General features: G+C 67.8%; 11 protein-coding genes. 5 read left to right on the forward strand and 6 right to left on the reverse strand.

All coding sequences use genetic code 11. The features are described from left to right. Positions 1-64 precede the first annotated feature (64 nt). From AC06FB_RS14385 to AC06FB_RS14395, 3 genes are all read right to left on the reverse strand, one after another. Complete coding sequence (locus AC06FB_RS14385; protein WP_460256297.1) at positions 65-871, reverse strand: pseudouridine synthase; 807 nt, start codon at positions 869-871, stop codon at positions 65-67. Positions 872-891: 20 nt separating this feature from the next. Continuing rightward, complete coding sequence (locus AC06FB_RS14390; RefSeq protein WP_065182879.1) at positions 892-1,398, reverse strand: hypothetical protein; 507 nt, start codon at positions 1,396-1,398, stop codon at positions 892-894. Between the two features lie 220 nt (positions 1,399-1,618). Next, positions 1,619-2,710 (reverse strand): OmpA family protein, encoded by a 1,092-nt coding sequence (locus tag AC06FB_RS14395; RefSeq protein WP_065182878.1) that lies wholly within the window; start codon positions 2,708-2,710, stop codon positions 1,619-1,621. Positions 2,711-3,067: 357 nt separating this feature from the next. Here AC06FB_RS14395 and AC06FB_RS14400 point away from each other — a divergent pair, with 357 nt between their 5' ends. The 5 genes from AC06FB_RS14400 to AC06FB_RS14420 all read left to right on the forward strand — a co-directional run bounded on the left by AC06FB_RS14400 (position 3,068) and on the right by AC06FB_RS14420 (position 8,421). Further along, on the forward strand, positions 3,068-4,087 hold the full coding sequence (locus tag AC06FB_RS14400) for a zinc-binding alcohol dehydrogenase family protein (protein ID WP_065182877.1): 1,020 nt from the start codon (positions 3,068-3,070) through the stop codon (positions 4,085-4,087). 99 nt (positions 4,088-4,186) lie between these two features. After that, positions 4,187-4,831 carry a membrane protein YczE gene (gene yczE / locus AC06FB_RS14405; protein ID WP_065182876.1) on the forward strand — a complete coding sequence of 215 codons (645 nt, stop codon included), beginning with the start codon at positions 4,187-4,189 and terminating at the stop codon, positions 4,829-4,831. Positions 4,832-4,933: 102 nt separating this feature from the next. Beyond that, on the forward strand, positions 4,934-6,964 hold the full coding sequence (locus tag AC06FB_RS14410) for an NADPH-dependent 2,4-dienoyl-CoA reductase (RefSeq protein WP_065182875.1): 2,031 nt from the start codon (positions 4,934-4,936) through the stop codon (positions 6,962-6,964). 301 nt (positions 6,965-7,265) lie between these two features. Next, positions 7,266-7,724, forward strand: a complete 459-nt coding sequence (locus tag AC06FB_RS14415) for a cell wall hydrolase (protein WP_053520031.1) — start codon at positions 7,266-7,268, stop codon at positions 7,722-7,724. Between the two features lie 85 nt (positions 7,725-7,809). Next, the gene (locus AC06FB_RS14420) at positions 7,810-8,421 is read left to right on the forward strand and encodes a glutathione S-transferase N-terminal domain-containing protein (RefSeq protein WP_053520032.1); all 612 of its coding nucleotides are present in this window, start codon (positions 7,810-7,812) and stop codon (positions 8,419-8,421) included. Between the two features lie 88 nt (positions 8,422-8,509). On the opposite strand, the gene AC06FB_RS14425 is transcribed toward AC06FB_RS14420, so the two are convergent. The 3 genes from AC06FB_RS14425 to prpE form a co-directional block, all read right to left on the reverse strand. Next, complete coding sequence (locus AC06FB_RS14425; protein WP_478053808.1) at positions 8,510-9,565, reverse strand: suppressor of fused domain protein; 1,056 nt, start codon at positions 9,563-9,565, stop codon at positions 8,510-8,512. 45 nt (positions 9,566-9,610) lie between these two features. Then, complete coding sequence (locus AC06FB_RS14430) at positions 9,611-10,114, reverse strand: hypothetical protein (RefSeq protein ID WP_053520034.1); 504 nt, start codon at positions 10,112-10,114, stop codon at positions 9,611-9,613. A gap of 159 nt (positions 10,115-10,273) precedes the next feature. After that, positions 10,274-12,154 carry a propionate--CoA ligase gene (gene prpE / locus AC06FB_RS14435; protein WP_065182872.1) on the reverse strand — a complete coding sequence of 627 codons (1,881 nt, stop codon included), beginning with the start codon at positions 12,152-12,154 and terminating at the stop codon, positions 10,274-10,276. Positions 12,155-12,561: the final 407 nt, after the last annotated feature.

Genomic DNA, 12,561 nt, shown 5'->3' on the forward strand with positions numbered 1-12,561 from the left:
CGACGACCAGGCGCCCCCTACGCCTGGAACGGTGACCGGCATCCGCCGGCCGCGGGCATGACGCTCAGCCCGGTGCAGCGGCCCCCAGCCGCTGCTGGTCATTGACCTCCAGCATCCGCCACTGGCCCTTGCCGAGATCGTCGAGCGCCAGGTCGCCGATCGCGACCCGGACCAGGCGCAGCACCTGCAGGTCGAAGGCCGCCAGCAGGCGGCGGATGTGGCGGTTTCGGCCCTCGTCGAGGACCACCTCCAGCCACGCGGTCTTGTCGCCGCTGCGCAGCACGCGCACGGCCCGGGCGGCCAGGAATTCACCCTCGTCGTCCACCCCGGCCTGCAGCGCCGCCAGCGTGGCCGCATCGGGCAGGCGATCGATCTGCACGTGGTAGGTCTTGTCCGGCCCGGTCTGCGGATCGGTCAGGCGCGCCGCCCACTGCGGATCGTTGCTGAACAGCAACAGGCCCTCACTGGCCTTGTCCAGCCGGCCGACCGGCGCGATCCAGGGCAGGCCGGCGCCGTCGAAGCAGCGGTATACGGTGTCACGGCCGCGCTCGTCCTGCGCGGTGGTCACCACCCCGCGCGGCTTGTTGAGCATCAGGTAAAGCCGCTGCGGCGGCGCCAGCGGCAGGCCATCGACCTCGATGGGAGGTGCCGGGCTGCCGATCGGAAACTCCGGGTCACGGACGATACGGCCGGAGACGCGCACGCGGCCCTCGGCGATCCAGCGCGCGGCTTCGCTGCGCGAGCACACGCCGGCCTTGGAGAGCACACGCGCCAGGCCATGGCGCACACCCGTGGATGCATCCGGATCCGCGCGCCCACGCAGGACGTGGGAGCGGGCGGCGGGGGCGGCAGGTGGGCGGCGCGTACGCAAGCCTCTGCTCCCCGCGACGGTTACTTCTTATCGACCGGCTTGGTCTCAGCCGGTGCTTCGGCCGCGGCCGGGGTGGCCACCGGTGCCGGGCGCGCCTTGACCACGCGGACGCCACGCGCCTTCATCCAGGCATCGAATTCCTCGGCGGTCATGCGCTTGCCGTTCTGGCTCATGTCGAAGCGCCACGGCGTATTGTCGAATTCGGTCTGCGGCTTGTACGCCGCCGGATCGTTCGGCTTCACCGCCGGCGCGCTCGGAATCGCCTTGGCGATGTTCTGGCAGCCGTCGATGCGCAGGCGCTGCAGCACCTGGTCCAGCGACTGCGAAGGATCGTAGCTGCTGCTCAGCACACCGGCCGGCATGCCCAGCTGGTTGCCACGGATGTACAGCTCGTCGGCCACCGGCGCGATGGTCGTGGCCGGCAGCGGCAGCGGCGAAGCGCTGGTATTGACCGAGCAATCGACCGCAGCGTGAGCGGCAGGAACCAGGGCCAGCGCCAGGACGGCGGCCGATGCAGAGCGCAGCATGAGAGGCATCCACGGAAGGAAGGTGACGCGGCGAGTGTAGCAATGCGGCGACAGCTTTCAAGCGCCACTTTCAATGAATGCGCCAACTCATTGGTTTTTTGGACAAAAAGCCGACAAACGGTTGGTCCACGGAGGCCCGTTCCGGCTTTTCCCGCCGCAGAAACAACAAGACCCGGCCGAAGCCGGGTCCTGCTGTGTCTTGCGGGCGAAACGTCAGAACTTAGTTCTGGACGTTCAGCTCGGTACGACGGTTCTTGGCACGACCTTCCGGATTGTCCGAACCATCCGGGTTGGTGTTCGGAGCAATCGGACGGCTCTCGCCGTAGCCGATCGGGCCGACCAGACGCGAAGCGTCCACGCCGTTCTTGGTCAGGTAGTTGTACACCGCGGTGGCGCGGCGCTCCGACAGCTTCTGGTTGTAAGCGTCGGTACCCTTCGAGTCGGTGTGACCGGCGACTTCAACGCGCAGATCCGGGTAACGCTTCAGGATCTCGGTGGCTTCGCTCAGGATGGCCACGGCGTCCGGACGCAGGTTCGACTTGTCGAAGTCGAAGTTCACGCCCTTCAGGTCGATCGAGACCGGCACCGGGCAACCGTCCGGACCGATGGTCTGACCCGGCTGCGAGTTCGGGCACTTGTCGTCGCAGTTGTTGACGCCGTCACCGTCGTCATCCAGGTCGGCGCAGCTCGGGGCAACCGGAGCCGGAGCCGGAGCAGCCGCGACCGGAGCCGGGCCCAGCGGGATCACGACGCCGACCGAAGCCAGCACGTCGCCGAACCAGTCTTCGCTGGCAGCGTGGTAGCTCTTGTCGTCGAAATCAGCGCGGTAGGCCACTTCGGCGCGGACAGCAACGCGCTTGTCGAAGGTGGTCTGCAGGCCGACGCCGAGCTTGGCGGCAACGTTGCCGTCCTTGCGCTCACGCGGACCATTGACGCTGATCGCCGGGTACTCTTCTTCCGACTTCTGGTAGCCCAGGCCACCGACGATGTACGGGTTCCAGCCGCGGCCTTCCTTGATGAAGTGGCGACGCAGGTCCAGCGAGATGCCGTACTGCGACCAGTTCAGGTCCTGATTGCTGTCGAAGTTCGGGTTCTGATAGTTCAGCTCACCGTCCAGCGACCAGTTCGGGCTGATGAACTTACCCAGGCCCAGGGTCACGAACGGAGCGTCGTTGGTCAGACGGTCGTTGTCCTGGAAGTTGAAGCCGGCCGAACCGGTCAGGTACCAGCGGTCATCGAACTCCTGCGCAGAAGCAGCCTGGGCGAAAGCCAGACCACCCAGCAGCGCGGCAGTAAGGATCTTCTTGTTCATTGAGTACAGCTCCTATTTCGGGGGTATGAAACCGGTAGAGGCATGGGCCAGCACTACTGCGTCGATGTTCAGACAGCCGATTCAGCACGCCACCGCCGCGAACATTATGCTCAGGCGGGTGAAGGCCATGTTAACAGTCCCGTAACATGTGAAGTGTTGCGCCCGACCGGCCACCGGTCCGACGTTGAAACCCTATACAGGATGATGAAAATCCGCAAGACCCTCACCCCATAAGGGTTTGACGGTGTTTAGGCAACGCAGGCGACATTCTGTGGAACGCGCGGCGAAGGAGATTCAGCGCGCCCCCGGAAACGTGAGGAACCTTATGATGAAAAGGGAAACCGAGCCGGAGCCGAGATGAAAGCCGTCGCCCTGAGTCGTGAATCCGCCCCCGCCCTGCAGGATCTCCGGCTGCCGCCGCCGCTGCCGCCAGCCGGCCGCGATCTGCTGGTCCGCGTGCAGGCGGTTTCGATCAATCCGGTCGACGGCAAGCAGCGTGCCGCCACCGATCCGGCCACGCTGGACACGCCGCGGGTGCTCGGCTGGGATGCGGCGGGCGTGGTCGAGGCCATCGGCGAGGACGCCCGCCTGTTCGCCTCCGGCGACGAGGTCTACTACGCCGGCGATGTCACCCGCTCCGGCTGCAATGCCCAGTATCAGCTGGTGGATGAGCGGCTGGTCGCACGCAAGCCCACCACGCTGGATTTCGCCGAGGCAGCGGCGCTGCCGCTGACCACACTGACCGCATGGGAGCTGCTGTTCGAGCGCATGCCGCTGCATCTGGATGACCGCCGCCACGCCGGGCAGCACCTGTTGGTGATCGGCGGCGCCGGCGGCGTCGGTTCGATGGCCATCCAGCTGGCCCACCATGCCGGCTTCACGGTCATTGCCACCGCCTCCCGCGAGCGGTCGGCCGACTGGTGCCGGCAGATGGGCGCCCATCACGTGATCGACCATCGCCAGCCGCTGCAGCCGCAGCTGCAGGCACTGGGCATCAGCGCCGTGCAGATCGCGCTCAACCTGGCCGACACCGATCACTACTGGGATGAACTGGGCCAGCTGCTGGCGCCGCAGGGGCATGTCGGGCTGATCGTCGAACCCCGCGGCGCGCTGCGCATCGGCGACCCGTACAAGGCCAAATGCATCGGCATCCACTGGGAATTCATGTTCGCGCGATCGCGCTTCGATACCGCCGACCGCATCGAGCAGCACCGCATCCTGAGCCGCGCCGCGAGCATGATCGATGCAGGCCAGCTGCGTGGCACGCTCAGCGAGACACTCGGCACGATCAATGCCGCCAACCTGCAGGCGGCGCATGAGCGGCTGGCCAGCGGCCGCACGCTGGGCAAGCTGGCACTGGCAGGCTGGGACGACTGACGCGCGCGCTGTGGCGCGGGATTCACCGGGATCTGTATCTATGGAAGCGGGCGATTCGGGATTACGGTGGAGACAGATTCCCTCCTCCCGAGCGCTCCCATGCCCACTGCCCTGCCCCTGCGCCTGCTGCAACTGATCGTCGGCCTGTTCCTGTACGGCTTCGGCGCCTCGCTGATGATCCGTGCCGCGATCGGTGTCGCGCCCTGGGACGTGCTGTCACAGGGCGTCGCGGCGCAGACCCCGCTGTCCTTCGGCCTGGCCACGAACGTGATCGGCGCGCTGGTCCTGCTGCTGTGGTGGCCCCTGCGGCAGAAGCCGGGCGTCGGCACCGTACTCAACGTGCTGCTGATCGGTCCGTCCGCGCAGTTTGGGCTGTGGCTGTTGCCGCCGGCTGTCGGCCTGGTCTGGCAGGTGGCGATGTTCGGTGCCGGCATGCTGCTGGTGGCACTGGCCACCGGCCTGTACATCGGCGCGCGGCTCGGCCCCGGCCCGCGCGACGGGCTGATGACCGGCCTGCATGCCCGCACCGGTTGGCCGATCTGGAAGGTGCGCAGCCTGATCGAAGGCAGCGTCCTGCTGCTGGGCTGGTGGCTGGGAGGCAACGTGGGCGTCGGCACCCTGGCCTTTGCGCTGCTGATCGGCCCGCTGTGCGGGGTGACGCTGGGCTGGTTCGGCATCGGCCGGCCCCTGCCGGCGGGTGGCGCCGGGCCACGCCCGGCGAGCGCGCAGCGCGGCCACGGGTAGCCGCATCGCCGGGCATGGCCCGGCGCTACCGATTCGCCCGCCCCTTGCCCCGACCGCCGTTTCGCGGCACGCTTCGCGCTTCCGTACGCAAGCGTATCGACCATGTCGCCAGCCAACGAAAGCGCCTATCCCCACCTGTTCGCCCCGCTCGATCTGGGCTTCACCCAGCTGCGCAACCGGGTGCTGATGGGTTCGATGCACACCGGGCTGGAAGATCGCGCGCGCGATTTCCCGCGCCTGGCCGCCTACTTCGCCGAGCGCGCCGAAGGCGGCGTCGGCCTGATCGTCACCGGCGGCTTCGCCCCCAACGTGGTCGGCTGGCTCAAACCCTTCGGCGGCAAGCTGTCCTGGCCCTGGGAAGTGCGTCCGCACCGGCAACTGACGGCCGCCGCCCACCAGCATGGCGCGAAGATCTGTCTGCAGCTGCTGCACGCCGGCCGCTATGCCTACCACCCCCTGTCGGTGGCGCCCTCCAAGCTCAAGGCGCCGATCAATCCGTTCACCCCGCGCGCACTGTCGGCCAGCGGCGTCGAACGGCACATCGCCGATTACGCACGCAGCGCCAGGCTGGCACGCGAAGCCGGCTACGACGGTGTCGAAGTGATGGGCTCGGAGGGATACCTCATCAACGAGTTCATCGCCCCGCGCACCAACACGCGCACGGACCGCTGGGGCGGCGATGCCTCCCAGCGCATGCGCTTCGCAGTGGAGATCGTGCGCCGCATCCGCGAAGCCTGCGGCCCGGATTTCATCATCATCTACCGGCTGTCACTGGTGGATCTGGTTGAGGACGGCAGCAACTGGGAGGAAATCGTGCAGCAGGCGCAGGCCATCGAGGCCGCGGGCGCGACGATCATCAATTCCGGCATCGGCTGGCACGAGGCGCGCATTCCCACCATCGCCACCTCGGTGCCCCGCGCCGCCTTCGCCGGGGTCACCGCCAAGCTGAAGCCGCATGTGGCGGTGCCGCTGGTGGCGACCAACCGCATCAACATGCCCGAGGTTGCCGAGCGCATTCTCGCCGACGGCGGTGCGGACATGGTGTCGCTTGCGCGCCCGCTGCTGGCCGACCCGCAATGGCCGAACAAGGCGCGCGCCGGCCGGGCCGACACGATCAACACGTGCATCGCCTGCAACCAGGCATGCCTGGATCACGTCTTCGAGAACAAGCTGGCCAGTTGCCTGGTCAATCCGCGGGCCGCGCACGAAACCGAACTGGTCTACCGCCCGACGTCCACACCGAAGCGGGTGGCGGTGGTGGGCGCGGGCCCGGCCGGCCTGGCCTGCGCCACGGTGGCCGCCGAGCGCGGTCACCAGGTCACCCTGTTCGACGCCAGCGACGAGATCGGCGGCCAGTTCAATGTGGCCAAGCGCATCCCGGGCAAGGAAGAGTTCCACGAGACGCTGCGCTATTTCCGCCACAAGCTGCAGGACACGGGCGTGCAGCTGCGCCTGGGTACCCGGGCAGACGCGACCTGTCTGGCCGGCTTCGACGAGGTCGTGCTGGCGACCGGCATCACGCCGCGCCGGGTCGACTTCCCCGGCGCGGACCACGCCAAGGTCGTCAGCTACCTGGACGTGCTGCAGGGCCGGGTCGAGGTGGGCGCCAGCGCGGCCATCATCGGTGCCGGCGGCATCGGCTTCGATGTCGGGGAATTCCTCAGCCACGAGGGCCCATCGCCGTCGCTGGACCCGCAGCGCTGGATGGCCGAATGGGGGGTGGACGCCACCTTCGAGGCCCGCGGCTCGCTGGCCCGTCCGCAGGTGGACGCTTCGCCACGCCGGCTGTGGCTGCTGCAGCGCAGCCCCGGCAAGCCGGGTGCGCGCCTGGGCAAGACCACCGGTTGGATCCATCGCGCCACGCTGAAGGCCAAGGGCGTGCGGATGCTGGGCGGCGTCGAGTATCTCGGCGTGGACGACCAGGGGCTGCGCATCCGCGTGGAAGGCAGCGAACAGCTGCTGCCGGTGGATCATGTGGTGATCTGTGCAGGGCAGGAACCGAACCGCGCGCTGCAGGCCGAACTGCAAGCGGCGGGCATCAGCGCACAGCTGATCGGCGGTGCCGATGTGGCCGCCGAACTGGACGCCAAACGCGCCATCGATCAGGGCAGCCGGGTGGCGGCCGCCCTTTGATCCAGACCTGAATGGGCGGCGGGACTGTGATTTCCGTCACCCGCCTCGAAGCTGAATGTCAAGCCGGGCGATTCATGATGCGTTCGGCCAGCCCCCCCTACCTTGCGCCAACTTTCCGCTCACCAGCCAGTTTCCGGTGAGCCGGTGCGGCCCTCCCGGATCGTTCATCGATCCTCTTTTCCCGGGCCGCCCACGGGGCGGCCCCGATGGCCGCCTCCCCATGACGCCAAGTCGTACCCCGCCTCCTGCCCTCTCTTCGGCCGGAACCCCGTGGTGCGGCCCATACGGAGCAAGGAGTTATATGAAACTGGCCTGGATTCTCTGGCTGTCGCAGTTGCTGCCCCAGCCGGCGGCTGATTCATTGTGTTTGAGCACCACCGTGTACCTGGAAGCCCGCGACCAGACCCTGCGCGGCCAGCAGGCCGTGGCCGAAGTGGCACTGCGCCGCCTCGACAGCGGCCTGTGGGGCGACTCGATGTGCCAGGTGGTGACCGCACGCAAGCAGTTCGCCCCGACCATCGTCTCCCCCGGCACCCAGCTGGGCAACGACGCGGCCTGGAGCGAGGCCATGAGCGTGGCCTTCGATGCGGAGCGCAACTGGGCGCTGCCGGCCGGCGAGCGCCGCGAGATCGTCCCCGGTGCCAGCCATTTCGCCGCCCTGGCCATCGCCAGCCCGAACTGGCGCAATGCCTACCAGGTGGCCACCATCGGTGATCACACCTTCTATAAGGTGCAGAACCTCAAGCCCCGGCAGTCGTAACGAACTGTTGCCGGCGGCAGCGTTGCCGCGCGCCGGCAGGCTCTGGGATAGTGGGCGATTCCCGCACACCCCGCCTGGAGTTCCCATGAAGCTGTACAGCAAGCCCGGTGCCTGCTCCACCGCCGACCACATCGCCCTGCAGTGGACCGGCCAGCCGTTCGAGGTCGAACTGCTCGACAAGGACACCCTGAAGGGGCCGGAATTCCTCAAGATCAACCCGGCCGGCTCGGTTCCGGCGCTGGTCGATGGCGACTTCATCCTGCTGCAGAACGCGGCCATCATGGGCTACATCGCCGACCGCTTCCCGCAGGCCGGCCTGGCCGGCGACGGCAGCCCGCGCCAGCGTGCCGAGGCCACCCGCTGGCTGGCCTTCGTCAACTCCGATGTGCACCCGGCGTTCTCGCCGCTGTTCGCACCGGGCAAGTTCATCGGCGATGAGAGCCAGTACGACGCGATCCGCGCGGCCGCCCGCAAGCGCCTGCGCGGCCTGTTCGAGACGGCCGACCGGCAGCTGGCGGACAAGCCCTGGCTGGCCGGTTTCCGCAGCTTCGCCGACCCGTACTTCTACATCACCCTGCGCTGGGCAGCCGGCGCCAAGGTCGACCTGTCGGGGCTGGATCATCTGGCCGCCTACAAGGCGCGCATGGACGCCGATGCCGGCGTGCAGGCCGCACTGAAGGCCGAAGGCCTGGCCTGACCGCACACGGAGCCGCCGGCAGCGCAGGCGGCTCCGATCCGGCGTCCCGGCCCCGCACCGGGCATCGCCGGCGCCCCGTGTCCACCGTTCAACCGATCTCGCGGATCACGGCACCCTTGGCGTCACGCAGCAGCGTCGGCACCACCTCGACCTGCAGCTGGCCGCCCAGCGGGTAGATCCCGCGCTCGGCACGCACGTCCTGCCACGCCTGGACCCCCTGTGCATCCAATGCCCAGCGCGCGCTGTCGGCATCGACGTCGTTGGCGCCGCCGCCCGCAGCGGGGGTGAACTCCCATTGGCGCTCACGGCTGACCAGCACCAGCGATGCGCCATGGTGCAGGCGCAGCGGCAGCAGCTCGCGCACGCTCGGCACCTGGCCGGCGCCAAGCACCAGCGTGGTCACGCCCGAGACCTGTCGCCAGTCCAGCGTTTCAATGAACAACATGCCGGTGCTGGAGCCCTCCCGCGCACTGCCCGCCTGCACCTGCGCCGCCAGTGCCGGATCATCCAGCAGGTCGCCCCGATGCAGATCGGTGATCCACAGGGGCATCGCCGGCTCCAGCACGTGCAGCACCCCGCGGGTCGACCAGCGTTTCACTGCAGCCATTTCCCCATCCGTCAGCCCGACCAGCTGCAGGAACTGCAGGCGGCCGTTGGCCGTCTCGCGCGCCGGCAACTGCGGGTCGGCGATGAAAGCCAGATGGTGCAGGCGGGTGTCGGACTCGAGGGCAATCGGGCCGTTCGCGTCAAGGTGGTGGCCATCCTCGAACACGTTGCCGCTGCCGAACACGTAGCGCGCCAGGTTCTGCAGCAGGTTCATCGGCCATGTCGGCGGTGCCTGTTCGGCGTGCACGCCCTCGCCTGCTGCCAGACGGAAGGTCAGCTCGAATCCGTAGCCGCTTGCTTCGGCGTCACTGCTCTCCTTGGCGTACAGCTCGGACAGGCCATAGGTGATGTAGTGCCAGTGCGGTACCGGCGCCTCCGCCCGGTAGACACTGATGCCATCGAGGGGATCCTGGCCGCCCAGCGTGTACGGCAACGCCGTTCCGAAATGCAGGGGCTCCTGGCCCGCGTACAGCGGCGCCAACGCCGCATTGATCGCGTCCCAGCCCGGGGTGTCGGTGTCGTCGTGGTCGTCCTGCACGAGAGGCTCCTGATGGGAATGAAACCATCCACTCTACGCGCTGCGTCAGGCCTGCACGACTCCGCGATCGCCGGCTGCCAGCGATGCCTGCGTTTCCTGCCACCAGCGCTGTGCCAGTGCCGGGCTGCGTGCCTTGCCTACCGCCGCCAGCAGTTCCGGGCACAGGCGCTCCAGGGCCGAGGCATCGGTGCAGCGCTCGATCTTCAACTGCATGAAGTAGCCCTTCAGCCCGAGGTGGCGCCGCACGGCTTCGCTCATCGCCTCGTACAGCTGCTGATACAGCGCCGGGTCCTGTTCGCGGCCATTGCTGAGGCCAGCGACCGGCACCGCATCGGCGCTGCCCCCCACCACTTCGATCAGCTCCATCGCGGCCAGCTGTTCCAGCGCATCGGGTGGCGCCCGCAGTCCTTCGAGCAGGCTGCGCAGTTCGGTGTCATCGCGGCGACCATCGACCATCAGCAGGATCGAGCGCAGCGCGGCCGGCAGGCGCCGCGCACGATCCTCGATTTCCTGGCGGCCAGCGGCCGTCTTGGCGTGCAGCAGTGCCATAGCTCCCCCGTTCCATGATGCGCATGCCTGCGCGCCCTGACGGACGCGCTCCCCGGCATCGAGCTTAACGCACCGCTGGTACGGTGAACGCTGCGGTGCAGCACCGCTGCATCCCTTGCCTCGGCCCGCTGCACGCGGCCCCGGCAATACAGGACCGGTCTAGCGTCCCAGCGCGCGGCGGATTTCCTCCAGGGCGGCCGGGTCATCCAGGGTCGACAGATCGCCGGGATCGCGCTGCTCGGCCAGCGCCTGCAGCGAGCGCCGCAGCAGTTTGCCCGAGCGCGTCTTCGGCAATGCGTTGACCACGTGCACGTGCGCCGGCCGTGCAACCGCCCCCAGCGACGTGGTCACCGTTGCCATCATCTCCGCCACCACCGGTGCAGGGTCTTCGCCCCCCAGCCCCTGCTTGAGGGTGACGAAGACCAGCGGCACCTGTCCCTTCAGTTCATCCTTGACGCCGATCACCGCGGCCTCGGCCACACGCGGGTGGCTGGAGATGGCTTCCTCAATCTCACGTGTCCCCAGGCGATGCCCGGCGACGTTGATGACATCGTCGGTACGGCCGAGGATGAAGGTGTAGCCGTCATCGTCGCGGATCGCCCAGTCCAGCGAGCTGTACAGCAGCTCCTTGAAATGGCTGAAGTAGCTCTGCAGGAAGCGGCTGTCGTCGTTCCACACCGTGCTCATGCAGCCCGGCGGCAATGGCGGGGTGACCACCAGGACTCCCTTCTGCCCGGGTGCGACTTCTTCGCCGGTGTTCTCGTCGATCACCTTCATGCGGTAACCGAGGTTGGGGAAGCCCGGCGAACCAAAGCGCACCGGCTTCATCTCCAGGCCCGGCAACAGGGTCAAGGCCGGCCAGCCGGTTTCAGTCTGCCAGTAGTTGTCGATGATCGGTTTGCCCAGCGCTTCATTGATCCAGTGCGCGGTCGGCTCATCCAGCGGTTCGCCGGCCAGGAACAGGTACTTCAACGCGCGCAGGTCGTGGCGATGGATGAAATCCGCGTCGTGCTTCTTCAGCACGCGGATCGCGGTGGGAGAGGAGAACATCGTGCGCACGTTGTACTGCTCGCACAGGGCCCACCAGATGCCCGGATCCGGATGGGTCGGCAGGCCTTCGTACAACAGCGATGTGCAACCGCCGATCAGCGGTCCATACACGTTGTAGGAATGTCCTACGGCCCAGCCGACATCGGAGGTGGAGAACATCACCTGCCCCGGCTTGCAGTCGAAGACGGTCTCCATCGACTGTGCCATCGCCACCGCGTATCCGCCCACATCACGCTGCACGCCCTTGGGCTTGCCGGTGGTGCCGGAGGTATACAGCAGATAGCTCGGCTCGCTCGCTTCCAGCCACTGCACCGGAACATCGACGGCACCGACTTCCGCGCGCAGCGTCGCGTACTCGACGTCGCGGCCCTCGATGCGCGGCTCGGCCGGATCCAGCCCGCGCGAAACGATCAGCACGTGCGGCGGTGGATGCCCGGCTTCCGCACAGGCGGCGTCCACCATCGGCTTGTAGGGAATGAGCTTGCCTCCGCGCATGCCGGCATCGGCCGCGATCAGCAGCTTGGGTCTGGCATCGTCGATGCGCAGGGCAAGGTTGTGCGCGGCGAAACCACCGAACACCACCGAGTGCACGGCCCCGATGCGCGCGCAGGCCAGCATCGCGAACACGGCTTCGGCCATGTTCGGCATGTAGATGACCACGCGGTCGCCATGGCCGACGCCCAGGCGCTGGAGCACGGCAGCGAAGTCGTTCACTTCACGGTACAGCTGCCGGTAGGTGATCTCGCGGGTGCTGTTGGTTTCGGTGGAAATGGCCACCAGCGCGAGCTGGTCGGGCCGAGTGTCCAGATGGCGATCGACCGCGTTGTAACAGAGGTTGGTTTCGCCACCCACATACCAGCGCCGGAACGGCGGGTTGCTGTAGTCGAGCACCTGTTGCGGTGGCTTGTGCCAATGGATGCGCTTGGCTTCCTCGCCCCAGAACGCCTCCGGCTCGTCGATCGAGCGGCGGTAGGTTTCCTCGTAGTTCATGACGCAGCCCTCCCAGACGAAGTCATGGGTTCGAGCATAGTGCCGCGTTGCCGCGCGTTCCGCCCTACCTTGGTAGGGGGGTGGGTTTTCCATGCAGGGCTGCCGCCCTGCACCTGCACCTGCAGAGGCCGAAGCCGAAGCCGAAGCAACAGGCTATCCGTGGGATGGCGGGGTGGGTCCGGTGGCGGGAGACGCCGTAAACCCGTCCATGGGGGCTTGGCCGCGGCATCCATGCCGCGGACACTCCCGCAACCGGACCCACCCCGCCTTCGACAGTTTCCTGTGATCTGTCGGAACGATCCGACCCACCATCTATTCCGATATCTGACAGATTTCATCCACGCTCGGCGTGGATCCATCAGATCGCGGCATTCTGCCGAAGGTGGGGGGGGGGGGGGGGGGGGGGG

The organism is Stenotrophomonas sp. Steno-C15, assembly GCF_056393265.1.

Excerpts from the sequence above, each read along its gene's own strand:
- AC06FB_RS14390 (WP_065182879.1), bottom strand. The coding sequence starts at position 1,398 with ATGCTGCGCTCTGCATCGGCCGCCGTCCTGGCGCTGGCCCTGGTTCCT.
- yczE (WP_065182876.1), top strand. The coding sequence starts at position 4,187 with ATGCCCACTGCCCTGCCCCTGCGCCTGCTGCAACTGATCGTCGGCCTG.
- AC06FB_RS14415 (WP_053520031.1), top strand. The coding sequence starts at position 7,266 with ATGAAACTGGCCTGGATTCTCTGGCTGTCGCAGTTGCTGCCCCAGCCG.
- AC06FB_RS14420 (WP_053520032.1), top strand. The coding sequence starts at position 7,810 with ATGAAGCTGTACAGCAAGCCCGGTGCCTGCTCCACCGCCGACCACATC.
- AC06FB_RS14395 (WP_065182878.1), bottom strand. The coding sequence starts at position 2,710 with ATGAACAAGAAGATCCTTACTGCCGCGCTGCTGGGTGGTCTGGCTTTC.
- AC06FB_RS14410 (WP_065182875.1), top strand. The coding sequence starts at position 4,934 with ATGTCGCCAGCCAACGAAAGCGCCTATCCCCACCTGTTCGCCCCGCTC.
- AC06FB_RS14400 (WP_065182877.1), top strand. The coding sequence starts at position 3,068 with ATGAAAGCCGTCGCCCTGAGTCGTGAATCCGCCCCCGCCCTGCAGGAT.
- prpE (WP_065182872.1), bottom strand. The coding sequence starts at position 12,154 with ATGAACTACGAGGAAACCTACCGCCGCTCGATCGACGAGCCGGAGGCG.
- AC06FB_RS14430 (WP_053520034.1), bottom strand. The coding sequence starts at position 10,114 with ATGGCACTGCTGCACGCCAAGACGGCCGCTGGCCGCCAGGAAATCGAG.